Source organism: Microbacterium sp. NPDC055910 (assembly GCF_042271185.1).
Taxonomy (GTDB): domain Bacteria; phylum Actinomycetota; class Actinomycetes; order Actinomycetales; family Microbacteriaceae; genus Microbacterium.
This window is the reverse complement of sequence record NZ_JBHJZS010000006.1, coordinates 61,067-83,363: the sequence shown is the minus strand read 5'-3', so window position 1 is coordinate 83,363 and position 22,297 is coordinate 61,067. Positions and strand designations below refer to the sequence as shown.

The window sequence follows — 22,297 nt, the reverse complement described above, 5'->3', positions numbered from 1 at the left end:
ACTCGCGCCTACGACTCGGCGTCGATCCTCTGCGCCAGCGCGACGATGATGCCTTCGGGACCGCGTACATATGCCATGCGCCACACACCTTCGTACTCGCCCATACCGCCGACGAGCGCGTACCCGTCCGTCGCGAGCTGCGCGATCGTCGCGGGAAGGTCATCGACTTCGAAGGCCACGCTTCGCAGACCCAGCTCGTTCGCCATCGGCGCGATAGATCCCGGCACCATGTCCGGACGCTCGAAGCTCGACACCTCGATCATCGTGCCGCCCTTCGGCGGTCGCAGCATGACGATCTCGCTGCGTGACCCCGGGATGCCCGTCACCGTGTCGATGAACTCGCCCTCGACGACCGTGCGGCCCTCGATCTCGAGGCCGAGACCCACGAAGAACCCGACCACGAGGTCGAGGTCGCGGACGGTGACCCCGATGTGGTCGAAGCGCACGATGCGTGGCATCCGGTCCTCCTCAGTCCCAGTCGAGATACTCCTCGATGATGACCGCGGTCTCAATGGGGTGCGTCAGCGGGAAGAGATGCCCGGCGCCCTCCACGGTTTTGATGCTGGCACGCTCGGGCGCCGTGGACTGCAGCCGCTCGCCGTTGGCGGGCACCGTGACCTCGTCACCGTCGCCCTGGACGATCAAGACCGGGATCACCGGCGCGAGAGGGATGTCTTCGTCTTCGACCCCGAGAAGAAGCAGCCCGTTCGCGCGGTCGCCGTGCGCCGAGACGACGGCACGCGCGACCGTGCCCCCCGAGCCGTGTCCGCCGACCCACGTGTGGTCCAGGCCGAGGTGGTCGATCACCGCGATGACGTCCTGCACCCGTTCGTCCAGGTTCGCAGCATCCGGACGGAGACCGATCCGGATGACGTGGAACCCCGCCTCTTCGGCGAGGTAGTGCGCGACGATGGCCAGGAGGTCCTGCTCCGACTCGGGGAGCAGGACGAGCTTGACGGGGCCCTCACCTTCTTCGACGAACGGGATGCTGCGGCCCTCGGGTTCGAAGATCTGGGTGTCTGTCATGGGTGGGGGTCCTCTCGCGTGGCGTGGCCTCCCTCAAGGGTATTAGGCCGACGGGGCACGGACCGGACCGCGCGCGCGGCTACGCGCCCGGCCGAATCGCCACATCGACGACCTGCGCGTCGCGTGGCAGATCGAGCGCCGTCAGGATGCTCGTCACGACCGACTCGGGGTCGATCAGGCCGGCCGTGTCGTACTCGCGGCCCTCCTGCTCGTGGACACGCTGCTGCATCGGCGTGGCGGTCCGCCCGGGGTAGACCGACGTCACCCGAACGCCGTGCGGCGCCTCTTCCTGGCGCAGCCCGTCGGCGAGCGCCTTGAGGCCGTGCTTCGAAGCCGCGTACGCGGCCCACTCCGGCGACGTGCGCAGGCCCGCGCCCGAATTGACGAAGAGCACCTGCCCCTTCGCCGCGCGCACGGCCGGTAGCAGCAGCCGCGTGAGCTCGGCCGGAGCGATCAGGTTGACCGTGAGCTGGCGATCCCAGAGTGCCGTCGGCATGTCGGCGACGGCACCGAGATCGACGACTCCGGCGATGTGCGACAGCGTGTCGATCCGTGCGGGCAGATCCTGCGGCGACAGCGCGTCGGCCAAGCCGGCCGGGTGAGCGAGGTCGGCGACGACGGTACGCGAACCGGGCAACTGCGTCTCGAGCTCACGCGCCCGCTGCGCATCGCGGGCGAGCAGAACGAGGTCATCTCCGCGCGCGAGCAGGCGGGCGGCGAGTGCCGCGCCGATACCCGATCCGGCGCCGGTCAAGAAGTGCGTCGACATTGCTCCATCGTCACACACACGCGTATCCACGCGGCCCCGGCTGATCGGGGACACCTTCTGTCCTCCTGAGGTGACAGGGTGACTCCATGAGAACTCCCGAGACCGAGCCGGTTCCGCTGGTCGTCGCGGACGCCGATGCCTGGCGCGCGTGGTTGATCGCTCATGAGCACGACTCCGACGGTGTCTGGCTGATGCTCGCGAAGAAGGGTGTCGCATCCCCGACCTCTGTCACTTACGCCGCGGCGCTCGAAGAAGCGCTGTGCAGCGGCTGGATCGATGGACAGAGCAAATCCATCGACGACCGGGTCTACCGCCAGCGGTTCACTCCGCGCCGCGCACGCTCGATCTGGTCGCAGCGCAACGTCGGCATCGTCGCGCGGCTCGATGCCGAGGGGCGTCTGCGCCCGCGCGGGGTCGCAGAGATCGAGCGCGCGAAGGCAGACGGCCGCTGGGACCGCGCCTATGCCGGTTCGGCGACGGCGGAGCCGCCCGCCGCCCTGGTCGCCGCTCTCGAGGGGGCGCCGGAGGCACGGGCCGCGTTCGCCGCGCTGAGCCGCTCCGAGCGCTACAGCGCGTTGCATCCGCTCCTCGTCGCGGCGACGCCCGCGACACTCGAGCGGCGCATCGAGAAACTCGTCGCGCGGCTCCTGTCCGGATGAGTGCTAGCGGTCGTCGGCGCAACGCAGCTGCGCGCCCACGATCACGAACAGAGCGCCGAGCCCGACGACGAGCGCACTCACGCCATACGCGAGCACGGAGGTCATGAGGGATGTGCGCAGCGAAGCCGCCGTCGAAAGCGCAGAGCTCTGGTTGCGCAGTTCGCGCGCCTCATCACTGTCCGCGTCGACACCGCGCAGCGCGGCGCTGATGTCGGCGAAGGTGCGTCCGTCGGCGCCGCGTTCGGCGTTGGTCTTGATGACGAGCGCTTCGACGTAGGCCGATGCCGGACCCTGCACCCGCTTTCCCGCGAGCGCGGGGGCATTGGGAGGGATCGTGATCTTCTCATCACGCAGCTGCTTCGTGACGGCGAACCACGCTCCGGCGCCGGCCGTCGCGAGCAGGGAGCCCGCCGCAACACCGAGCGTTCCGACGCGGCGGAGGGCGGAAGCAGTGCGCACCGAGGTCATCGATGATCCTTTCGCAGGGGGGGCGACGAGAACGAAGCGTCAGCACGTCAGCCTACGGACCCGATCCCGTCGATGGGTAGTGACGACGCGTTCGAAGCCGATCAGATCTTCACCATCCGCGAGGTAGACGAGCCGAAGCGGGTCGGCTATGTGCGCCGCGAGCGGTGGGACGGTGGACCGCTGGCGGGACCGGGTGCAGGCGCCGTCATAGAGTCGCGGATCCGGAGAGGATGACCTCGGCCTGCCCGCCGACCCAGAGCTTGCCACCGTCCGCGCTGATGTGGATGCGGCCGCGTCGGCCCATCGCGGTGCCCTGCGCGGCGAGATAGGGTGCGTCGGCGCGGCCCGTCGCGATAAGCCATTCCGCGGCGGCGGCGTTCAGACTCCCCGTCACTGGATCCTCGCGCAGCGCGCCATCACCCTCGGTGAAGAACGCCCGCAGTTCGAACGCGCTATCCGATCCCGCATCGTGTGCGCCGATGATACCGATGTCCCACCGGCCCGGGTGCGCCGTCGCATCCGGGCGCAGTGCCAGCACCGTGTTCGCGTGGTCGAGCAGGACTCCCACCCACCCAGGCCCATTGTCGAGCCACTCCGCGTCTACAACCTGCTCGCGCTCGACCCCGAGAATCTCGACCAGTGTGGTCAGAAGTCCCGGATCAACGGGGCCCGAACGCTGTCGATGCGGCGCGGAGAAGGCGAGCCTGTTCCCCTGGATTCGGACGGGAACCAGCCCGGCGCCGCACTCCTGCATCACGACATCCCGCTGCTTCGGAACGCCTCCCGCCGTCAGCCAGGCGCGCGCGGTTCCGAGCGTGGGGTGCCCGGCGAACGGCAACTCTGTGTTCAAGCTGAAGATGCGCACCCGGTAGTCCGCCACGGTGTCCGTCGGCGGCAGCACGAAGGTGCATTCGGACAGGTTCGACCACACCGAGAACCTCCGCATCGCCTCTTCGTCGAGTCCTTCAGCATCCAAGACGACCGCGACGGGATTGCCTGTGCAGGGATACTCACCGAACACATCGACCTGACTGAATCTGCGGTTCATGCGCCGAGTCCTCCCGCTGGTGTCGCTCATCGAGCACAAGGTCCCTGACCTTTCGGGTCGTGCCAGAGTTGATGCTATGACACGTGCAGTCGAGCAGTGGGAAGCCTCCGTCGCCGATCTCTGGGACCGCTTCGACTCGTTCGAGCGCGATGAAGGCGTGGCCGCGATGCGCGAAGTGGCCGAAGCATGCCCCGCCACAGATGGTCGGGCGGCATTCGAACTCGCCGGCATGTATGACTCGATGGGCTTCGAAGCTGAAGCCGGCGCAGAATACGAGCGGGCTCTCGAGCTCGGCCTCGACGATGCCCGGCACGCGCAGCTCGCCGTCCAGTACGGATCGACCCTGCGCAACCTCGGCCGGCTCGACGAAGCGATCGCCGTCCTTCAGGCCGCCCCGACCCATGAATCGACAGGTTCCGCACCCCGCGTCGTGCTGGCTCTGGCGCTCCATAGCGCCGGCCGCAAGGACGAAGCCCTCCGCGTCGCCATCGAAGCGCAGATCGATGCGCTCCCTCGCTACCGGCGTTCGATGCGCAATTACGTCGCCGCGCTCACCGAGTCGGAGACCTCAGCCGAGCCGAATGGACGCTGATCTCCACAGGCGCCCTCAGATCGATCAGTGGGCAGCTGACCCAGACGTCAAGCCGGAACTCGACGACACGTTGAAGCGGAACTCCACGACGTCGCCGCAGCCAACAACCTTCGATGTGAACGCCGCCATGGTCTGAACGCAGACGGCTACTGGAAGTAATCCTCGTCGACCTCAACAGCACTGAATCGCTGTTTCTCCTGGACACCCACCCGGTAAGCGATCATCAGATCAACAAGCTTCGCTCCGTCGATCAGGATGATGCGCGACTGCACCTTCTGCGCGTAGTCACTGGCACCGGAGGTGAAAGCACTCGTGGTCAGGAACACTCCACGAGAGGCCCCGAAGCCATGGAGCGCTCCGACGAATGCCTGAATAGACTCGCGCCCGACGTTGTTTCCTGCTCTGTATCTCTTCGCCTGAATGTAGACCTGATCGAGCCCAAGGGCATCCTGATCGATCAACCCGTCGATTCCTTCATCGTTGCTTCCACCGATGCGTTTGCCGCGCTGGGCCGCTCCGCCGTAGCCCATCTTCAGGAGCAGATCCACGACTGCCTGCTCGAAGAAATCAGGATGACTGTTCCTCAATCGATCGAGAAGGTCCTCACCGACCCTGGCTTCAATCCGAGCCACAGCATCTTCGATGACTTCGATGGGATCGGAAATCTCGTCGGAAGTCTCCGGTGTTTCGCTCGGTGACGCCTTGGACTTCTCAGGCCAGAAAGGCGCGAAGACCTCTCGCGCGAGAGCGTAATCGAATCCATTCGGATAATCCGCCAGTGCTTTCCTGCCTGCATCGTTGATGACGTAGCGGCCACGTTCGGGTTTATCGACCCATTGCGCCTTCCCAAGATGACTGAGCACCCATCCCATACGCTGCTCGTAACGAGTCCCGCCCGACTTCAGCGTTTCGGCACGTGCGTCATCGCCGATGCCGGCGTGCTCCGCAACGGCGTCGAAAATCTCGCGCCGCTGATAGTTCCTACCGTCGGAAAGCACCCTCAGCGTGGGAACAGTCAAGACCGGCCAGATCGGTACGAGCGAAGCATCTTCGGACATGTTTGCATTCTCCCCGATGAACGTGAGGTGCCTCGACCGCTATCGACGGACGGGAACTCCGCGTCCCGCCTGACTCACGCGACCTTCAGCGGCGTGATAGCCGCGACCTTATCGCGCAGGACGCGACGCTCGAGCCGCAGCTCGTAGTTCGATTGCAGGTTCATCCAGAACTCCTCGGATGTCCCGAAGTACCGGGCCAGACGGATCGCCGTATCAGCGGTGATCCCCCGCTTACCGTGCACGATCTCGTTGATCCGGCGCGGCGGCACGCCGATCGACACTGCGAGCTTGTTCTGAGTGATCCCGAAGCCCTCGATGAAGTCCTCCATCAGGATTTCTCCCGGGTGGATCGGCTCGATCAGGTCACTCTCAGTGGTAGTCGACGAGTTCGACATCTTCGGCACCTCCCTCTCTCCAGACGAAGCAGAGACGCCATTGCGCGTTCACGCGGATGCTGTGCTGCCCGCGTCGGTCGCCGAGCAAACGCTCCAGGCGGTTGCCTGGTGGGACCCTGAGGTCCTCGACATCCTTGGCCGCATGAATCAGCTCGAGCTTCCGCAAGGTCGCCCGCTGCACCGTCCGGTCAACACGCGCTTGACATACTGCTCATGCCAGATGCGCTCGGTGTCCGTGCTGCCGAACGATCTGATCACGAGACCACTGTATAACGGACACCGTCATTAACGGTATACGTTAAACCTAAACTCCACCGCGTTCCGGCACAGACCAACCTCTGACGACATCACGGACGGCAGTACGTCAACCTGCGAGCGTGCGCACACGACTGCCGAAGAAGACGAGGGGCTCTCGCGTCTCATCTCGTTCGAGAGCAAGTACCTCTAGCAGTATGAGTGTGTGATCGCCCGCTTCAACGGCAGTGCGCGGAATGACCTCGATCGTCGCGAGCGCGCCAGCAACAAATGCCGCCTGGCCCATCACTCCCATCTCGACGCCAACGAACCGCGAGGCGGCCGGACGTCGCAGATCGCTCAGCACCTGTTCCTGTCCAGCGCCGAGCACACTGATCCCCCAGCGTTCGGCCTGCCGGAGAACTGGCCAGGTCGTCGATGTGTGCGCGAACGACAGCGAGACGAGCGGCGGCTCCAGCGACAACGAGACGAGCGAGTTCGCGGGCATGCCCACGATCTGCCCGTCGATTTCAGCTGCGACGACCGACAAGCCGGTCGAGAACCCCGCGAGCGTATGGCGCATCCGATCCGGCGTGATCACTTCAACCACTCGCCAAGACCGTACTGGTCGGGGATGCCGAGGTTCTCTCGCAACGTGGATCCCACGTAGTCCTCGGGATAGAGGCCACGATCGCGCAGGATCGGAACCACCTCGTCGACGAACGCGTCGATGCCGTCTTCGTAGACGTCGGGCGACAGCCAGAAGCCGTCGGCGGCACCGGCATCGAACCACTCATTCATGTGATCGGCGTGTACATGCCCCGGACCCACAGTCACCGGATGATAGTCGATGACGCCATGGGCAAGAATGTCACGCGGCGACCACCCCTCGCGCGCCACCTTGAGCGCGATCTCGGAGCGCGGATCCTGAGGTGACGCGTGCGCGATCGCCAGCTGTTCGGGCGTGAGCGGCTCGTCGATGTGCTGCGACTGAATCGGCACGCCGATCATCGCGCTGAGGTGTGGCAAGCGCGCCTCGATGACCTGGCCCGACATTGACATACGCCGGTCGAGTCCTTCGCGCACCGTCGGGGTCACGGTGGTCATGAGGCCGACGATGAACTTCACGTCGTCGGGGTTGCGACCGGCTTCCTCAGCCGCCCGACGCAGCGCTGCGCGCGAAGCGCGAGCCTCGTCGATCGTCCATACTTCGGTGATGAAGCCGCTCGCGTAGCGCCCCGCGATCTCAACCAGAAGGGCTGCCCTCTCCGGCGTTTCGATTGACTGAGCAATCCTTCTCAAGCCGAGGCCGGTTGCCACAGATTTGCTCCAGGAGCGCCCCCACTGCAGGATTCTGTGGCGCGCCATGGCCCTCTGACCTGGGGTTTAGACGTTAAACCTGAACTCCACGACGTCGCCGTCCTGCATGACGTAGTCCTTGCCCTCGAGCCGAGCCTTGCCCTTCGCGCGAGCTTCGATCACCGATCCGGTCGCGACGAGGTCGTCGAACGAGATGACCTCGGCCTTGATGAAGCCCTTCTCGAAGTCCGTGTGGATGACACCGGCGGCCTGCGGAGCCTTCCAGCCCTTGCCGATCGTCCACGCGCGCGCTTCCTTCGGTCCCGCCGTCAGGTAGGTCTGCAGCCCGAGCGTGTCGAAGCCGATGCGCGCGAGCTGGTCGAGTCCCGACTCTTCCTGACCCGTGGATGCCAGGAGCTCGGCGGCATCCTCGGGGTCGAGGTCGATGAGCTCCGACTCGATCTTCGCGTCGAGGAACACGGCCTTCGCCGGGGCGACCAGAGCGTCGAGCTCGGCCTTGCGCGCAGCATCCGTCAGCACTGCCTCATCGACGTTGAAGACGAAGATGAACGGCTTCGCCGTGAGCAGTCCGAGCTCCTTGATCGGTTCGAGGTCGATGCCCGACGCGGACAGCAGCACGCCGCGCTCGAGCGCGTCCTTCGCGGCGCGCGCGGACTCGAGCACCGAGGGGTCGAGCTTGCGGCCCTTGACCTCTTTCTCGTAGCGCGTGATCGCCCGCTCGAGCGTCTCGAGGTCGGCGAGCTGCAGCTCGGCATTGATCGTCTCGAGGTCGTTGCGCGGGTTCACGCCGCCCTCGACGTGAACGACGTCGTCGTCGGTGAAGCCGCGCACGACCTGCGCGATCGCGTCTGCCTCGCGGATGTTCGCGAGGAACTTGTTGCCGAGCCCCTCCCCCTCGCTCGCACCGCGCACGATGCCGGCGATGTCGACGAACGACACAGCGGCGGGCAGGATGCGCTCGGAACCGAAGATCTCGGCGAGCGTCTGCAGCCGCGGATCCGGCAGGTTCACGACCCCGATGTTCGGCTCGATCGTCGCGAACGGGTAGTTCGCCGCGAGAACCTGATTCTTGGTGAGGGCGTTGAAGAGAGTGGACTTGCCGACGTTGGGCAGGCCGACGATGCCGATAGTGAGAGCCACGGGGGTCGAGTCTACTTCGACGGATGCTGCGAATCCCTCGACCCGTCGTTTCGCCACGGCGCGGCGCGCCTGGCGGTTCGGCCGCAGTGCCCGCGTGAGGGTGGTCACGTGCCTCTGGATTTCACCGCGATCGACTTCGAGACGGCGAACTCCAGCAGCGCGTCCGCCTGTGCTGTGGGGCTCGTGCGGGTGCGCGACGGCCAGGTTGTGGAGCAGGCCGGATGGCTCATCCGCCCGCCGGCGGGACACGACGCATTCTTCGAGATCAACACGCGCATCCACGGGATCCGCGCTGAGGACGTGGCGGACGCGCCGACGTGGAGCGAACAGCTCGACGACCTCGCGGCCTTCGCGGGAGCCGACATCCTCGTCGCCCACAACGCCGGATTCGACATGTCCGTGCTGCGACGGGCGTGCGAGGCGACGGGCGACGAGTGCCCGCCCTACCGCTACGCATGCAGCCTGCAGGTCGCACGGAAGGTGTACCAGCTCGAGTCGTATCGGCTGCCTTTCGTCGCCGCCGAAGCCGGCTTCGCCGACTTCGCGCACCACAATGCGACAGCCGACGCCCTCGCGTGCGCGCATGTCATGATCGACGCGGCGCGGCGCATGGGCGCCTCGGACATCGATGCGCTGGCCGCGGGCGCGAGCGTACGGGTGTCACAGATCGCCGTCGCGGCGGAACCTGCGGCGGCGGTCGCGTTCGTCGCCTGAGTCCGGCGGAGCGCGCGGGGTCGCGCGAGCGGATCGCGGACATCGCACCGGTGTCGGAGCGGCGATGTCGGAAGGCCACGGCACGATGGGCGTATGGACGCATTCAGCATCACGCTCGTCGTCATCGGCTGCCTCGTGCTCGGGGCGGTCGCCGGGTGGTTCGGGGGCAGCAGCCGCCGCGCTGCGACGGCTGCGCGCGAGCAGTCCGACCTGCGCGCGCAGCTCGCCGCCGCCGACGCGGCGCGGCTGGGGGTGCAGGCGCAGCTCGACCACCAGCACGCCCTCTACCGCGAACTCGCCGCCCAGACCCGCACCGACCAGGCCGCACGCGAAGAGCGTGAGCGACGCGAGCAGGCGGTGCTGCGCGCGCTCGCCCCGGTGCAGGAGTCGTTGCAGACCATGCAGTCCAAAGTCGACGATCTCGAACGCGACCGACACTCGCAGTTCGGGGCGCTGGCAGAGCAGCTGCGTCGCGCGCACGAGTCCGACGAAGTCCTGCGGGCCACGACCGAATCGCTCGCCGGCGCACTGCGGTCGGGGGTCACCCGCGGGGTCTGGGGCGAGACCCAGCTGCGCCGCGTCGTCGAAGCCGCCGGCCTCATGCGCTACGTCGACTTCGATCTGCAGACCACGATCGAGTCGGATGCCGGTGCGGGACGCCCCGACATGGTGATCCGGCTTCCCGGCGAGAAGGCGATCGCCGTCGACGCCAAGGTGCCCCTCGATGCGTATCTCGAAGCGAGCTCGATACCCCTGACGGCGCAGGGCGCCGAAGCTGCGCGCCGGCGCACGCTGCTCGACAAGCACGTCAAAGCAGTCCGGGCGCACGTGGATGCCCTCGCGAAGAAGGCGTACTGGTCAGGACTCGCCTCGAGCCCCGAGTTCGTGGTCTGCTTCGTGCCGAGCGAGTCGCTCCTCGCGGCAGCCCTCGAAGAAGACCCCGCGCTGCTCGATCACGCCTTCGCGAAGCGCGTCGCCCTCGCGTCACCGGTCAACCTGTGGGCGGTGCTGAAGACGGTGGCCTACGCGTGGACGCAGCAGGATGTCACGCTGGAGGCCCGCGCGCTGTTCGACCTCGGCAACCAGCTGTACGAACGACTGGGGCTGCTGGCCGGTCACGCCGACGATCTGCGACGCGCGATCGAGCGGACGGTCGACAGCTACAACAAGTTCGCCGGCTCGCTCGAGTCGCGCGTGCTCGTCACGGCGCGACGATTCCCCGGGATCGACGAGACCAAGCTCGACGCCGTGTCCGCACCCGCCGCGATCGAGAAGTCGACGCGACGACTGACCGCTCCCGAACTGCTCGAAGGTCTCGAAGCGTCAGACAGGATCGAGTCGAGCGCCGCCGACGTGGGCGAACTGCGCGAGCGACTCACCCTGCCGGAGTAAGCCTCAGGCTCCACCCGGAACAAAACTCAACAGCGTGATCACCGCCGCCGAGACGAACACGAAGGCCCCGATCATCCACCAGGGACTCGGCTCGTGACCCTCGTCACGCCGCACGCGCAGCAGCACATCCGGCCGGCGTGCGGGGTCGAGTGCGTCGGCGACGACGGCGTGGGCTCCGGTCTGCGGACCCGTGGTGCCTGATTGCGGTGACATCGAGAGCCTCCTCGAATCGGGGAACAGCGACGTGTCGTCGCTGACACCACTGCCGATTGTGCCAGACGCGCCCGAGAAAACCCGGCAAGCCGCATCACATCAGCCACTCGAGTCACAGCGGTCACACCGAGTACACCCCGGAAAGATCCGAGAATCGCAGGTCAGAGCGGGATCAGAGCCACTTCGACACGAGGTGCTCCGACGACACGCGGCGCAGCGTGCCCGACGCTCCGCGCAGCACGACGCTCTCGGTGTACACGTACTGGTCGTCGCGACTCACGCCGGCGACGAGCTGTCCGTCGGTGACTCCTGTCGCGACGAAGATCGTGTTGTTGCCGCGCACCAGGTCGTCGGCCTCGTACACGTGATCCCCGAGCTTGAGGCCCGCGTCGATGCCGCGCTGCTTCTCGTCGTCGTCGCGTGCCCACAGGCGCCCCTGGATGTGCCCGCCGAGTGCCTTGATGGCACACGCCGTCACGATGCCCTCGGGGCTTCCCCCGACGCCGACGCACATGTCGGTGCGCGAGTTGTGCCGCGCCGCGTTGATCCCGCCGGCGACGTCGCCGTCGGTCATCAGGCGCGTACCGGCTCCGGCTTCGCGGATCTCATCGATGAGCTGCTCGTGGCGCGGGCGATGCAGCACCGAGACGACCATCTCGTCGATCGGCTTGCCCAGCGCCTTCGCGAGCAGACGGATGTTCTCGCCGATCGGCAGACGGATGTCGACGACCCCGACGCCGGCGGGGCCGGTCACGAGCTTGTCCATGTAGAACACGGTCGAGGCATCGAGCATCGTGCCGCTGTCCGAGACCGCGATGACCGACAGGGCGTTGTTGCGCCCTGCGGCGGTGAGCGACGTGCCGTCGATCGGGTCGACCGCGACGTCGCACTTCGGCCCGCGGCCGTTGCCGACGCGCTCGCCGTTGAAGAGCATGGGCGCTTCGTCCTTCTCGCCCTCGCCGATCACGATCGTGCCGTCGAAGTTCACCGTCGTGAAGAACGCGCGCATCGCGTCGACGGCCGCGCCGTCGGCATCCTCTTTCCGCCCACGACCGATGAAGGGCACGGCGCGGATCGCGGCGGCCTCCGTCGCACGGACGAGCTCGAGAGCGAGATTTCGGTCGGGATGCAGCGGACTCATGTCGGCGGTCAGACTCACCATGGCGCCAGCCTATTCCAGCAGCGAGGAGAACCCGCGCCGTTTCACGCGCCGACCACGGAAGGAATTCACGAACTTTCACGCACGGCAGGTCAGGGTGAAGCCGTGCACGACTACCCGGCCGCCGTCTGCCCCCTTCGCTAAAGTCGAAGGTACGCGAGAGCCCATCGACCGCTAGGAGCACTCATGCCCGTCGCCACCCCCGACCAATACGCCGAGATGCTGGACCGCGCGAAGGCCGGAGGCTTCGCGTACCCCGCCATCAACGTTTCGAGCTCGCAGACGATCAACGCCGTTCTCCAAGGCCTCACCGAGGCCGGGTCCGACGGCATCCTGCAGGTCACGACCGGCGGCGCCGACTACTTCGCCGGACACACGGTCAAGGCCCGCGCGACCGGCGCGCTCGCTTTCGCGCGCTACGTCACCGAAGTCGCCAAGAACTACCCCGTCACGGTCGCGCTGCACACGGACCACTGCCCGAAAGAGGCGTTGCCGAGCTTCGTCATGCCCCTCATCGAGGCATCCGAAGAAGAAGTGCGCGCGGGGCGCAACCCGATCTTCCAGTCGCACATGTGGGACGGCTCGGCCGTGCCGCTCGACGAGAACATCGAGATCGCGAAAGACCTCCTGCCGCGCCTGAAGAACATCAACGCGATCCTCGAGGTCGAGATCGGGGTCGTCGGCGGCGAAGAGGACGGTGTCACGCACGAGGGCTCCAACGAAGCCCTCTATACGACCGTCGCCGATGTGACGAAGGCCGTCGAGGCCCTCGGTCTCGGCGAGAACGGCCGCTACATCTCCGCGCTGACGTTCGGCAACGTGCACGGCGTCTACAAGCCCGGCAACGTCAAGCTGCGCCCCGAACTGCTCGGCGAGATCCAAGAGGGCATCGCCGCGAAGTTCGGCACGGGCCCGAAGCCCCTCGATCTCGTCTTCCACGGCGGCAGCGGGTCCAGCGACGAAGAGATCGCCACTGCCGTCGCCAACGGCGTCATCAAGATGAACATCGACACCGACACCCAGTACGCGTTCACCCGCTCGATCGCGGGGTACATGTTCTCGAACTACGAGGGCGTCCTCAAGGTCGACGGCGAGGTCGGAAACAAGAAGCAGTACGACCCGCGGGCATGGGGCAAGATCGCGGAATCCGCGATGGCCGCCCGCGTCGTCGAAGCGACGCAGCAGCTCGGATCGCACGGCAAGAGCCTCGGCGCGTGACGGCTTCCGCCGAGACTGTCGCTTCCGCTCGCTGAGCCTGTCGCTTCCGGTCGCCGAGACTGTCGCTTCTGGTCGCTGAGCCTGTCGAAGTGCGGATGCCGCGGCCCGGCCGGGTCGCGGCATCCGTCATCTGCGCGCAGAAGCCTCAGGGCGCTCGGAAGACCTCGAGCACGGTCGGGGCGTCCTCCGGGCGGTGCGTCACGACGATCTCGTCGCCCGCCTGCACGCGTCCGGTCGTCACGACCCGCAGGTAGGGACCGAGGCGTCCGGCGGCGGAGAAGCGCTTGACCCATCCCCGCTCGTCGTCGCCGCCGACCCAGCGCGCGAACGTCTGGCAGGGCGTGCGCGGCATCGTCACCTCGACCTCGACGCGATCGCCGATGCGCCAGCGCTCTCCGATGCGCGCGGCGTTGACGTCGATCCCCTCGGTGCGCAGGTTCTCACCGAACCAGCCGGGCGCGAGCTGTCGACCGAGCTCGCTCTCCCAGAACCGGGCGTCTTCCTGGGCGTACGCGTAGACGGCCTTGTCGAGCCCGCCGTGGTGTTTGCGATCGGCCTGCACGTCGGCGTACACGCCATAGGCGCCGATCCGCACGGGGCCCGCCACGGCGCGCTTGTCGATGCCGGTGACGCCGACCGACCCGACATCGGAGCGCAGCTGGTGCACAGCGCAGACGGCGACGAGTCGAGGCGTGGTCATCGGACCGACGTGACGTATTCCTGGAATGCGGGGTCGCCCATGAGCGGCACCATGAGGCACAGGCTCACGATGAAGAACGTCACGACGCCGCCGACGATCGGAATCCACCACGACACGCGGCCCGCTTTCAGCCGCTTCCACGACAGCATGAACGTCGCGATGTAGCCGGCGACGAGGACGATCGCCGCGATGAGGCCCCACTGCCGCGCAGCCGCGAGGTTGGTGAACGCGCCATCGATGCCGAGCAGTTCGTAGGAGTTCTCGAGCGCGGACGCCAGGTCGAGGTAGCTGAACAGCGAGATCAGCACATTGGCCGCGCCGACCGCGAGCAGCAGGATCGTCGCGAGCCGATTCGCCGGCGATACGCTGCGGCGCGGTTCCGGCCCGGGCGCGGCGGCGATCGGTTCGGGATCGGATGCCTCGGGCACGACACCCGCCGAGAGAGCTTCGGTCACGTCGGGCTGCTGGATGCGGGCGCGCTGCTCTTCGGGCGACGCGTACTCGCCGAACCTCGGCCGTTGCCGGCCGTCGGGCCCTACTTCGGGCGCGTAATCGCTCACGCGCGGATCCGCCCGCCGACAGCGCGGGGGTCGCGCTTGCCGTTGACATCCTGCCGCAGCTCCTTGGGGAGCGAGAAGAGCAGATCCTCCTCGGCCGTGCGCACCTCCTCGACGTCGACGTAGCCCGCGTACGCGAGGTCTTCGAGCACTTGCTGCACGAGCACTTCGGGTACCGAAGCGCCACTGGTCACCCCGACCGTCTCGACGCCGTCGAACCACGCCTGCTCGATCTCGTCGGCGTAGTCGACGCGATACGCCGCCTTCGCGCCGTACTCGAGCGCTACTTCGACCAGTCGCACACTGTTGGAGGAGTTCGCGGATCCGACGACGATGACGAGGTCGGCATCCTTCGCGACCTTCTTGATGGCCACCTGACGGTTCTGCGTCGCGTAGCAGATGTCATCCGACGGCGGGTCCTGCAGGTGCGGGAAACGCACGCGCAGACGCCGCACGGTCTCCATCGTCTCGTCGACCGACAGCGTCGTCTGGGACAGCCACACGATCTTGGAGGAGTCCTTGACCTCGATCGTGTCGGCTTCGTCGGGAGAGTTCACGATCGTGACGCGCTCGGGAGCGTGGCCCGCCGTTCCCTCGACCTCTTCGTGGCCCTCGTGGCCGATCAGCAGGATCTCGAAGTCGTCCCGCGCGAAGCGCACCGCCTCGCGGTGCACCTTCGTCACGAGCGGGCACGTCGCGTCGATCGCGCTCAGGCCTCGATCGGATGCCGCGTTGACGACGGCGGGAGAGACGCCGTGCGCACTGAAGACGATGTGCGCACCCGCGGGCACCTCGTCGACCTCTTCGACGAAGATCGCTCCGCGCTGCTCGAGCTCGGTCACGACGTGGATGTTGTGCACGATCTGCTTGCGCACGTAGACGGGCGCCCCGTACCGCTCGAGAGCCTTCTCGACGGCGACCACCGCTCGGTCGACACCGGCGCAGTATCCGCGCGGGGCGGCGAGCAGCACCTTCTTGTGTCCGGGCACGGGGATATCCTGGAGACGCTCGCGCCGCCGCGGAACGCGGGGCACCGCCATCCGCACGATCGGGTTCGCAGACACAGCAGTCACGTGCATGAGTCTACGGCCGGACACCTGAACGAAGGCCGGGTCACGCCGCGACGCGCGCCCGCACGAGAGGACCGCATGACGACCTTCCAGGCCGCCCCTGTGCCGGGCGAGGCTCCCCCGCCCGATTCCGTGCACCCGCGCGAGTCGTCCCGCGAGTCGCCGACGTCGGTCTCCCGGCTCAACGACACGATCCGCGGATTCGTCACGAAATGGGGCTCGGTGTGGGTCGAAGGCGAGATCACCTCGTGGAACCTGCGCGGCGGCAACGCCTTCGGGCGGCTGAAGGACCTCACGACGGACGCTGCGATCTCGTTCCGCCTGTGGTCCTCGACGCGCGAGCGCCTGCCGGCCGACCTCAAGGTGGGCGACCACGTCGTCGCGTGCGTCAAGGCCGACTACTTCGGGCGCACGGGCGACTTCAGCTTCGCCGTGTCGGCGATGCGCCACGTGGGCTTGGGCGACCAGCTCGAGAAGCTCGAGCGTCTGCGCGCGCAACTGAGGTCGGAGGGACTGTTCGATCCCGCCCGCAAGCGGCCGCTGCCGTTCCTCCCCCACCTCATCGGCCTCATCACGGGCGAGAACTCCGACGCTGAGAAGGACGTGCATCGCAACGCCGAGCTGCGCTGGCCGCACGTGCGCTTCCGCACGATCCACGCCGCCGTGCAGGGTGACCGGTGCGTGCCCGAGACGCTCGTGGCGCTTCGGACCCTCGATGCCGACCCCGAAGTCGACGTCATCATCGTCGCGCGGGGCGGGGGCGATCCGCAGACCCTGCTGGGGTTCAGCGACGAGCGCCTCGTGCGGGCCGTCGCCGCGGCATCCACTCCCGTCGTGAGCGCGATCGGACACGAAAACGACCACCCGATCCTCGACGACGTCGCCGACCTGCGGGCGTCCACGCCGACCGACGCGGCCAAGCGGGTCGTGCCCGACGTCGCCGAGCAGCGCGCGTACGTCGCGCAGCTGCGCGCGCGCCTGACGACACGGCTGACGCAGCGCATCGGCCACGACATCGCACAGCTCGAACAGCTGCGCTCACGTCCCGTGCTGCGTTCGCCCGAATCGCTCTTGACCACGCGCGCGCACGAGCTGCACCTGCAGTGCGCGCGAGGTCGCGACGTCATCGACCGAGCCCTGGAACGACAGAGCCGCCGCACCGCCGAGCTGCGGGCGACGCTGCGCGCACTGTCCCCCGCTGCGACGCTGGCGCGCGGCTACGCGATCGCGCACCTCGGCGACGGCGTGATCGTGCGCGATGCCGAGCAGGCTCCGGCGGGAGCACATGTCGCCGTCACGGTCGCGCGAGGGTCGTTCGCCGCGCGGTCGGAGGGCCCGCTGGACGAAGGGGATGCGGCGGGGGCCTCGCCCGCTGCGAACTAGGATGGAGCCCATGACCGACTCGACCGCCGCGGCAGTCTCGGACCTCTCGTTCGAGCAGGCGCGCGACGAACTCGTCCGCGTCGTCGCCGAGCTCGAACAGGGTGCTCCGACCCTCGAGCACTCGCTCGCACTGTGGGAGCGCGGCGAAGCGCTCGCGGCTCGGTGCGAAGAGTGGCTGCTGGGCGCCAAACGCCGGCTCGAGGCCGCGCGCAGCACATCCGAGCCGGACGCGGAGGCGTGATGGCCCCGCGCCAACCACGGGTCGTGGCCGAGCTCGGCCGCCCTGAGACACCCGACGAGACCGCCAGCCGCAAGGCCGAGGCGTCCCGCGTCTACCGGTCGAGCCAGACCACGCGCAACCTCATCGCGGCGCTGCTCGTGACGATCGCGATCGTCGCGGTCATCGTGCTGGGCGTGCCCCGCGGCACCCCTCCGCCGCAGGATCCGATCGACGTCGCGGCGACGGCCGAGAGCATCGGCGTCGCCGAGGGCCACACAGCGATCGCCCCCGATCTGCCGGCGGCGGATTGGGTCGTCAACCGCGCGGCGGTCGAGGGCGACGGCTCGGTCCGCGCTTGGACGATCGTCTACGCCCCCGCCGACGAAGACATCCCCGGCTTCCTCCGCGTCGCGCAGGCCTTCGACGCCGACGACGGCTGGGCTGCCCGGATCCTGTCGGGCTCGGCACCGACCGGCACGCAGTCCATCGGCGGCGTGACCTGGGACCGTTACGATCTCGACGCCTCGCGCACCGGCAACATCACGGTCGCCCTCGGTGCGACCGCCGGCGACGACACGATCCTCATCTACGGCACCGCTGCCGACCCCCTGCTCGAAGACATGGCGGCCGCGGTCGCCGACGAAGTGCTGGCTCTGCGAAAGGACGCCGAATGAACGGGATGCCGACACCGCAAGAAGCGTGGGACGAGATGCGGCGCGGCAACGAGCGATTCGTGGCAGGCGCACCCCGCCACCCTCATCAGGGTGCCGATCGCCGGCACGAGCTCGCCACGGGGCAGCGTCCGCACGCGACCCTCTTCGGGTGCTCGGACTCGCGCCTCGCGGCCGAGATCATCTTCGACAAGGGCCTGGGCGACCTGTTCGTCATCCGGAACGTCGGCCAGGTGATCTCGGAGTCGGTCGTGGGCAGCATCGAGTACGCCGTCGAGGTGCTCGAAGTCCCCCTCATCGTCGTCCTCGGCCACGACGAGTGCGGCGCCGTCGCCGCTGCGATCGAGAGCACACAGCTCGACGCCCCCGCGCTCGCACCGCAGATCTGGCGTCAGATCGCGCCCATCGTGCCCGCCGCGCGACGCGTGATCCGCGAGCAGACGGTGCACGGCATCCGGCCCGAGAAGGTGGACCCCGAGCTCGTCGGCCGAGAGCATCTGCGCGACACCGTCTCGTCGCTGCTCAACGCGTCCGAGCTCATCAGCCTGGCCGTCGCCGAGCAGCGCGTCGGCATCGTGGGCGCCAACTACCGCCTGGCCGAGGGGCTCGCCGCCCCGGCCATCAGCCTCGGCGTCTCGACCGACGCCTGACCCACCCAGATACGAGAGGAACGACGCCGTGACCGACATCGAGTACCGCATCGAGCACGACACCATGGGAGAAGTCCGGGTGCCCAAGGACGCTCTCTATGCCGCGCAGACGCAGCGCGCCGTCGAGAACTTCCCGATCTCCGGAGACCGCCTCGAGCCGGCGCAGATCGCCGCTCTCGCGCGTATCAAGAAGGCCGCGGCTCTCGCGAACGCCGAGCTCGGCACGCTGGACTCCGGAGTCGCGAACGCGATCGCTCGCGCCGCGGACCGCATCATCGCGGGTGAGTTCGCCGACCAGTTCCCGATCGACGTCTATCAGACCGGCAGCGGCACGTCGTCGAACATGAACATGAACGAGGTGCTCGCCAAGCTCGCGACGCTCGACCTCGGGCAGCCGGTGCACCCCAACGATCACGTCAACGCGTCGCAGTCGTCGAACGACGTGTTCCCGACGTCGGTGCACATCGCCGTGACGCAGGAACTCATCGACGACCTCATCCCGGGTCTGGACCACCTCGCCGTCGCGCTCGAGGCGAAGGCCGAGGCATGGCGCAACGTCGTCAAGTCGGGCCGCACGCACCTCATGGACGCCACCCCCGTCACCCTCGGCCAGGAGTTCGGCGGCTACGCCCGGCAGATCCGCCTGGGCATCGAGCGGGTGCAGGCCGTTCTTCCGCGCGTCGCCGAGGTTCCCCTCGGCGGCACCGCCGTCGGCACCGGCATCAACACGCCGCTCGGGTTCCCGCAGAAGGTGCTCGAGCTCATCGTGAACGACACCGAGCTGCCCATCACCGAGGCGAAGGACCACTTCGAGGCGCAGGCGAACCGCGACGGTCTGGTCGAAGCATCCGGCGCCCTGCGCACGGTCGCCGTCTCGCTCACCAAGATCAACAACGACATCCGCTGGATGGGGTCGGGGCCCAACACGGGTCTGGGCGAGCTGCACATCCCCGACCTGCAGCCGGGCTCCTCGATCATGCCCGGCAAGGTCAACCCCGTCGTGCCCGAAGCCGTGCTCATGGTGTGTGCGCGGGTCATCGGCAACGACGCCACGATCGCCTGGGCCGGCGCGTCCGGCTCGTTCGAGCTCAATGTCGCGATCCCCGTCATGGGCTCGGCGCTGCTCGAGTCGATCGAGCTGCTCGCCAACGCGTCCCGCCTGCTCGCCGACAAGACGATCGACGGGCTCGAGGCCAACGTCGACCGCGCGGCGGCCTTCGCCGGCATGTCGCCGTCGATCGTGACGCCCCTCAACAAGCTCATCGGATACGAGGCTGCGGCCAAGATCGCGAAGCACTCGGTCGCCAACGGGATCACGGTGCGCGAGGCCGTCCTCGACCTCGGCTACGTCGAACGGGGCGAGCTGACGATCGAACAGCTCGACGAGAAGCTCGACCTGCTGTCGATGACCCATCCCGGCTGATCGGATTCGAACACCACACGGGCGCTCCGGGGTCCATAATCAGGGAGTGGCCCGAACACCACGCCCGATCTCCGCGCGCGTCCGCATCCTTGGTGCGGTGCTTGTCGTCGCCTGCGTCGGGCTCGCGATCGTCGGCGGGGTGACGTTCCTCGTGCAGCGCGCCTGGGTCGTCACCGAGATCACCGAGCGCCTCGAGGCGCAGGTCGCACGGCTGCAGACGGTGGCCGACGCCCCGACGTCGTCGACCCCCCAGGACGGGTCGGCGCAGACGGCGGTCGAGAACATCGCCGTCGCCGACTTCCCGTCCGTCGACGCGTATCTCGAGGCGGTCGTCGCGCGTCTCGTGCCCGCCCGGAACGAGGCCTCGATGGCGATCGTCGACGGCGTCCCCCGGTTCGTGCCGTCGACGCTGTCGGGCTTCGACATCTCGGACGACCAGGACTTCACCGACCGCGTCGTCGCCGAGACGGCGTCGGGCGCCACGGTGATCGGCACGGCGGTGACCCCACGCGGATCGCTGCGCTACATCGCGATCCCGATCCGCATGGACGGCGACCCGCAGGAAGGCGTGTATGTGCGCGCCGTCGACATGGAGGCCGAGCTCGAGCCGGTGACGGCGGCCATCGCGACCTACGGCATCGCCGCCGTCGTCGTGCTCGTCGCGATGGGCGTCGTGGGCTGGTTCGTCACGGGACGCCTGCTCTCGCCGATCCGGCATCTGCGCGAGACGGCCGACACCATCACCCTGACCGACCTGTCGCCGCGCCTGCCCGCCGTCGGTAACGACGAGATCGCCGACATGTCGCGCACCGTCAACTCGATGCTCGACCGTCTCGAGGGTTCGGTCGACGTGCAGCGTCAGCTGCTCGACGATGTGCGCCACGAGCTGAAGACACCCATCACGATCGTGCGGGGCCACCTCGAGCTCATGAATCCGAGGGATGCCGCCGATGTGACCAGCGCCCGGCAGCTGGGCATCGCGGAGCTCGACCGCATGACGCGGCTCGTCGAGGACATCGACCTGCTCGCGAGCGTCGAGGGGGGCTCGTTCGCCGTCGACCGCATCGATCTGGCCGCCCTCACGCAACGCGTCGGCGAGCTCGTCGCCGTCATCCCCGGGCACGTCTGGCGGGTCGAGCACGTCGCACGCGGCCGCATGATGGGCGACCACGACCGGTTGCTGCAGGCGTGGCTGCAGCTCGCCGACAACGCCGCCAAGTACACCGCCGAGGGTTCGGCCATCGAGCTCGGCAGCGACAAGGACGCCACCGGCATCCGTCTCTGGGTGCGAGACCACGGCAGCGGCATCCCCCCGGCGCAGCGGCACCGCATCTTCCGCCGCTTCGATCGCGCGCACGGCAAGCGCAGCGTCGGCGGATCCGGCCTGGGCCTGGCGATCGTCGATGCGATCGCCAAGGCGCACGGCGGACACTGCGCCGTCACGGACTCCCCCGGCGGCGGCGCGACCTTCACGATCCACCTCCCCGTCCCGGTCTCGACGACGGAGTTCCCCGCACCCGTCCGCGCCGGCGACGTCGTGCTGCAGCGAGAGGCTTCGGGATGACCACCATTCTGATCATCGAGGACGAACCGCACATCGCGGCGTTCATCGCGCGGGGGCTGAAGACCGCCGGCTACGACACGATCCTCGTCGAAGACGGCGCCGAGGGGCTCGAGGCCGCCCTCAGCGGCGCGGCCGATCTCGTGCTGCTGGACATCGGGCTTCCGACGATGGACGGCCTCGAGGTGCTCCGCGAGCTGCGCGCGCGGGACACCGGGATCCCGGTCATCATGCTGACCGCGCGGTCGAGCACGCGCGACACGGTCGAGGGTCTGGATGCCGGTGCGAGCGACTACGTCGCCAAGCCCTTCACGTTCGACGAACTCCTCGCGCGCGTGCGCTCACGGCTCCGCGAATCCGCCCAGCAAACCGGCATGCTGGTGAGCCACGGCGACGTCGTGCTCGACGTGCTCGCACGCCGCGTGACCGTCGCGGGGGTCGCCGTCGAGCTCTCGGCACGCGAGTTCGCCCTCGCCGAGCAGTTCCTGCGCCATGCGGGCAGCGTGCTCAGTCGCGAGCAGCTGCTCAGCAGCGTCTGGGGGCTCGACTTCGATCCCGGTTCCAACGTCGTCGACGTCTACGTCCGCTACCTGCGGGGCAAGCTCGGTGCACACCACATCACGACCGTGCGCGGCGAGGGCTACCGCTGGGAATAGT

Annotated in this window: 28 protein-coding genes; 12 read left to right on the top strand and 16 right to left on the bottom strand. The window is 68.1% G+C overall.

The annotated features are described in order from the left end of the window. Positions 1 to 8: 8 nt before the first annotated feature. The 3 genes from ACFC3F_RS04755 to ACFC3F_RS04745 form a co-directional block, all read right to left on the bottom strand. Entirely contained in the window at positions 9 to 458 is a 450-nt protein-coding gene (locus tag ACFC3F_RS04755; RefSeq protein ID WP_376127202.1) for a VOC family protein, read from the bottom strand. Positions 459 to 468: 10 nt separating this feature from the next. Then, entirely contained in the window at positions 469 to 1,026 is a 558-nt protein-coding gene (locus ACFC3F_RS04750; RefSeq protein WP_376127200.1) for an alpha/beta fold hydrolase, read from the bottom strand. A 79-nt stretch (positions 1,027 to 1,105) separates the two neighbouring features. Continuing rightward, a complete protein-coding gene (locus tag ACFC3F_RS04745; RefSeq protein ID WP_376127198.1) occupies positions 1,106 to 1,795 on the bottom strand; it encodes an SDR family oxidoreductase in 690 nt (229 codons plus the stop codon). A gap of 86 nt (positions 1,796 to 1,881) precedes the next feature. On the opposite strand from ACFC3F_RS04745, the gene ACFC3F_RS04740 reads away from it, so the two are divergent. Then, the gene (locus tag ACFC3F_RS04740; RefSeq protein WP_376127196.1) at positions 1,882 to 2,454 is read left to right on the top strand and encodes a YdeI family protein; all 573 of its coding nucleotides are present in this window, start codon (positions 1,882 to 1,884) and stop codon (positions 2,452 to 2,454) included. A 3-nt stretch (positions 2,455 to 2,457) separates the two neighbouring features. On the opposite strand, the gene ACFC3F_RS04735 is transcribed toward ACFC3F_RS04740, so the two are convergent. After that, positions 2,458 to 2,922: an aromatic ring-opening dioxygenase LigA gene (locus ACFC3F_RS04735; protein WP_376127195.1), complete on the bottom strand. Its 465-nt coding sequence runs from the start codon at positions 2,920 to 2,922 to the stop codon at positions 2,458 to 2,460. A 205-nt stretch (positions 2,923 to 3,127) separates the two neighbouring features. Further along, the gene (locus ACFC3F_RS04730; RefSeq protein ID WP_376127193.1) at positions 3,128 to 3,970 is read right to left on the bottom strand and encodes a PhzF family phenazine biosynthesis protein; all 843 of its coding nucleotides are present in this window, start codon (positions 3,968 to 3,970) and stop codon (positions 3,128 to 3,130) included. A gap of 19 nt (positions 3,971 to 3,989) precedes the next feature. Between ACFC3F_RS04730 and ACFC3F_RS04725 the strand changes: the two genes are divergently transcribed. Continuing rightward, positions 3,990 to 4,562: a tetratricopeptide repeat protein gene (locus ACFC3F_RS04725; RefSeq protein ID WP_376127191.1), complete on the top strand. Its 573-nt coding sequence runs from the start codon at positions 3,990 to 3,992 to the stop codon at positions 4,560 to 4,562. Between the two features lie 146 nt (positions 4,563 to 4,708). On the opposite strand, the gene ACFC3F_RS04720 is transcribed toward ACFC3F_RS04725, so the two are convergent. The 6 genes from ACFC3F_RS04720 to ychF form a co-directional block, all read right to left on the bottom strand. Next, positions 4,709 to 5,620 carry a restriction endonuclease gene (locus tag ACFC3F_RS04720; RefSeq protein ID WP_376127189.1) on the bottom strand — a complete coding sequence of 304 codons (912 nt, stop codon included), beginning with the start codon at positions 5,618 to 5,620 and terminating at the stop codon, positions 4,709 to 4,711. 74 nt (positions 5,621 to 5,694) lie between these two features. Beyond that, the gene (locus ACFC3F_RS04715; RefSeq protein WP_376127187.1) at positions 5,695 to 6,015 is read right to left on the bottom strand and encodes a HigA family addiction module antitoxin; all 321 of its coding nucleotides are present in this window, start codon (positions 6,013 to 6,015) and stop codon (positions 5,695 to 5,697) included. Then, the gene (locus ACFC3F_RS04710; RefSeq protein ID WP_376127186.1) at positions 5,990 to 6,196 is read right to left on the bottom strand and encodes a type II toxin-antitoxin system RelE/ParE family toxin; all 207 of its coding nucleotides are present in this window, start codon (positions 6,194 to 6,196) and stop codon (positions 5,990 to 5,992) included. Before ACFC3F_RS04710 ends, ACFC3F_RS04715 begins: the two co-directional genes overlap by 26 nt. Positions 6,197 to 6,379: 183 nt before the next feature. Further along, positions 6,380 to 6,859 carry a flavin reductase family protein gene (locus tag ACFC3F_RS04705; RefSeq protein ID WP_376127184.1) on the bottom strand — a complete coding sequence of 160 codons (480 nt, stop codon included), beginning with the start codon at positions 6,857 to 6,859 and terminating at the stop codon, positions 6,380 to 6,382. Further along, on the bottom strand, positions 6,847 to 7,569 hold the full coding sequence (locus tag ACFC3F_RS04700) for an LLM class flavin-dependent oxidoreductase (RefSeq protein ID WP_376127182.1): 723 nt from the start codon (positions 7,567 to 7,569) through the stop codon (positions 6,847 to 6,849). The genes ACFC3F_RS04705 and ACFC3F_RS04700 overlap by 13 nt, the downstream gene beginning before the upstream one ends. A gap of 66 nt (positions 7,570 to 7,635) precedes the next feature. Further along, positions 7,636 to 8,709, bottom strand: a complete 1,074-nt coding sequence (ychF, locus tag ACFC3F_RS04695) for a redox-regulated ATPase YchF (RefSeq protein WP_376127271.1) — start codon at positions 8,707 to 8,709, stop codon at positions 7,636 to 7,638. Positions 8,710 to 8,817: 108 nt separating this feature from the next. Between ychF and ACFC3F_RS04690 the strand changes: the two genes are divergently transcribed. Both ACFC3F_RS04690 and ACFC3F_RS04685 read left to right on the top strand, forming a co-directional pair. Next, a complete protein-coding gene (locus ACFC3F_RS04690) occupies positions 8,818 to 9,423 on the top strand; it encodes a 3'-5' exonuclease (RefSeq protein ID WP_376127180.1) in 606 nt (201 codons plus the stop codon). 93 nt (positions 9,424 to 9,516) lie between these two features. Further along, on the top strand, positions 9,517 to 10,815 hold the full coding sequence (locus ACFC3F_RS04685) for a DNA recombination protein RmuC (RefSeq protein WP_376127178.1): 1,299 nt from the start codon (positions 9,517 to 9,519) through the stop codon (positions 10,813 to 10,815). Between the two features lie 3 nt (positions 10,816 to 10,818). On the opposite strand, the gene ACFC3F_RS04680 is transcribed toward ACFC3F_RS04685, so the two are convergent. Both ACFC3F_RS04680 and glpX read right to left on the bottom strand, forming a co-directional pair. Beyond that, a complete protein-coding gene (locus ACFC3F_RS04680; protein WP_376127176.1) occupies positions 10,819 to 11,028 on the bottom strand; it encodes a UDP-N-acetylmuramyl pentapeptide phosphotransferase in 210 nt (69 codons plus the stop codon). A gap of 172 nt (positions 11,029 to 11,200) precedes the next feature. Continuing rightward, on the bottom strand, positions 11,201 to 12,190 hold the full coding sequence (glpX, locus tag ACFC3F_RS04675; protein WP_376127174.1) for a class II fructose-bisphosphatase: 990 nt from the start codon (positions 12,188 to 12,190) through the stop codon (positions 11,201 to 11,203). 183 nt (positions 12,191 to 12,373) lie between these two features. Between glpX and fbaA the strand changes: the two genes are divergently transcribed. Beyond that, complete coding sequence (gene fbaA, locus ACFC3F_RS04670; protein WP_376127172.1) at positions 12,374 to 13,405, top strand: class II fructose-bisphosphate aldolase; 1,032 nt, start codon at positions 12,374 to 12,376, stop codon at positions 13,403 to 13,405. Positions 13,406 to 13,550: 145 nt separating this feature from the next. On the opposite strand, the gene ACFC3F_RS04665 is transcribed toward fbaA, so the two are convergent. Genes ACFC3F_RS04665 through ACFC3F_RS04655 form a run of 3 tightly spaced genes read right to left on the bottom strand, consistent with a single transcriptional unit; the run spans position 13,551 to position 15,702 of the window. Beyond that, complete coding sequence (locus ACFC3F_RS04665; RefSeq protein ID WP_376127170.1) at positions 13,551 to 14,105, bottom strand: MOSC domain-containing protein; 555 nt, start codon at positions 14,103 to 14,105, stop codon at positions 13,551 to 13,553. Further along, the gene (locus ACFC3F_RS04660; protein WP_376127168.1) at positions 14,102 to 14,665 is read right to left on the bottom strand and encodes a DUF6264 family protein; all 564 of its coding nucleotides are present in this window, start codon (positions 14,663 to 14,665) and stop codon (positions 14,102 to 14,104) included. The genes ACFC3F_RS04665 and ACFC3F_RS04660 overlap by 4 nt, the downstream gene beginning before the upstream one ends. Beyond that, positions 14,662 to 15,702, bottom strand: a complete 1,041-nt coding sequence (locus ACFC3F_RS04655; protein ID WP_376127269.1) for a 4-hydroxy-3-methylbut-2-enyl diphosphate reductase — start codon at positions 15,700 to 15,702, stop codon at positions 14,662 to 14,664. The genes ACFC3F_RS04660 and ACFC3F_RS04655 overlap by 4 nt, the downstream gene beginning before the upstream one ends. 108 nt (positions 15,703 to 15,810) lie before the next feature. On the opposite strand from ACFC3F_RS04655, the gene xseA reads away from it, so the two are divergent. From xseA to ACFC3F_RS04620, 7 genes are all read left to right on the top strand, one after another. Then, a complete protein-coding gene (gene xseA, locus ACFC3F_RS04650) occupies positions 15,811 to 17,115 on the top strand; it encodes an exodeoxyribonuclease VII large subunit (protein ID WP_376127167.1) in 1,305 nt (434 codons plus the stop codon). A gap of 1 nt (position 17,116) precedes the next feature. Further along, positions 17,117 to 17,356 (top strand): exodeoxyribonuclease VII small subunit, encoded by a 240-nt coding sequence (locus ACFC3F_RS04645; RefSeq protein ID WP_376127165.1) that lies wholly within the window; start codon positions 17,117 to 17,119, stop codon positions 17,354 to 17,356. Continuing rightward, on the top strand, positions 17,356 to 18,009 hold the full coding sequence (locus ACFC3F_RS04640) for a DUF4245 family protein (RefSeq protein WP_376127163.1): 654 nt from the start codon (positions 17,356 to 17,358) through the stop codon (positions 18,007 to 18,009). The genes ACFC3F_RS04645 and ACFC3F_RS04640 overlap by 1 nt, the downstream gene beginning before the upstream one ends. After that, positions 18,006 to 18,656 (top strand): carbonic anhydrase, encoded by a 651-nt coding sequence (locus tag ACFC3F_RS04635; RefSeq protein WP_376127161.1) that lies wholly within the window; start codon positions 18,006 to 18,008, stop codon positions 18,654 to 18,656. The genes ACFC3F_RS04640 and ACFC3F_RS04635 overlap by 4 nt, the downstream gene beginning before the upstream one ends. A gap of 28 nt (positions 18,657 to 18,684) precedes the next feature. Then, positions 18,685 to 20,079 carry a class II fumarate hydratase gene (locus tag ACFC3F_RS04630; protein WP_376127159.1) on the top strand — a complete coding sequence of 465 codons (1,395 nt, stop codon included), beginning with the start codon at positions 18,685 to 18,687 and terminating at the stop codon, positions 20,077 to 20,079. A 97-nt stretch (positions 20,080 to 20,176) separates the two neighbouring features. Beyond that, entirely contained in the window at positions 20,177 to 21,643 is a 1,467-nt protein-coding gene (locus ACFC3F_RS04625; RefSeq protein WP_376127157.1) for an ATP-binding protein, read from the top strand. After that, positions 21,640 to 22,296, top strand: a complete 657-nt coding sequence (locus tag ACFC3F_RS04620) for a response regulator transcription factor (protein ID WP_376127155.1) — start codon at positions 21,640 to 21,642, stop codon at positions 22,294 to 22,296. Before ACFC3F_RS04625 ends, ACFC3F_RS04620 begins: the two co-directional genes overlap by 4 nt. The last annotated feature ends 1 nt before the right edge of the window (position 22,297 follow it).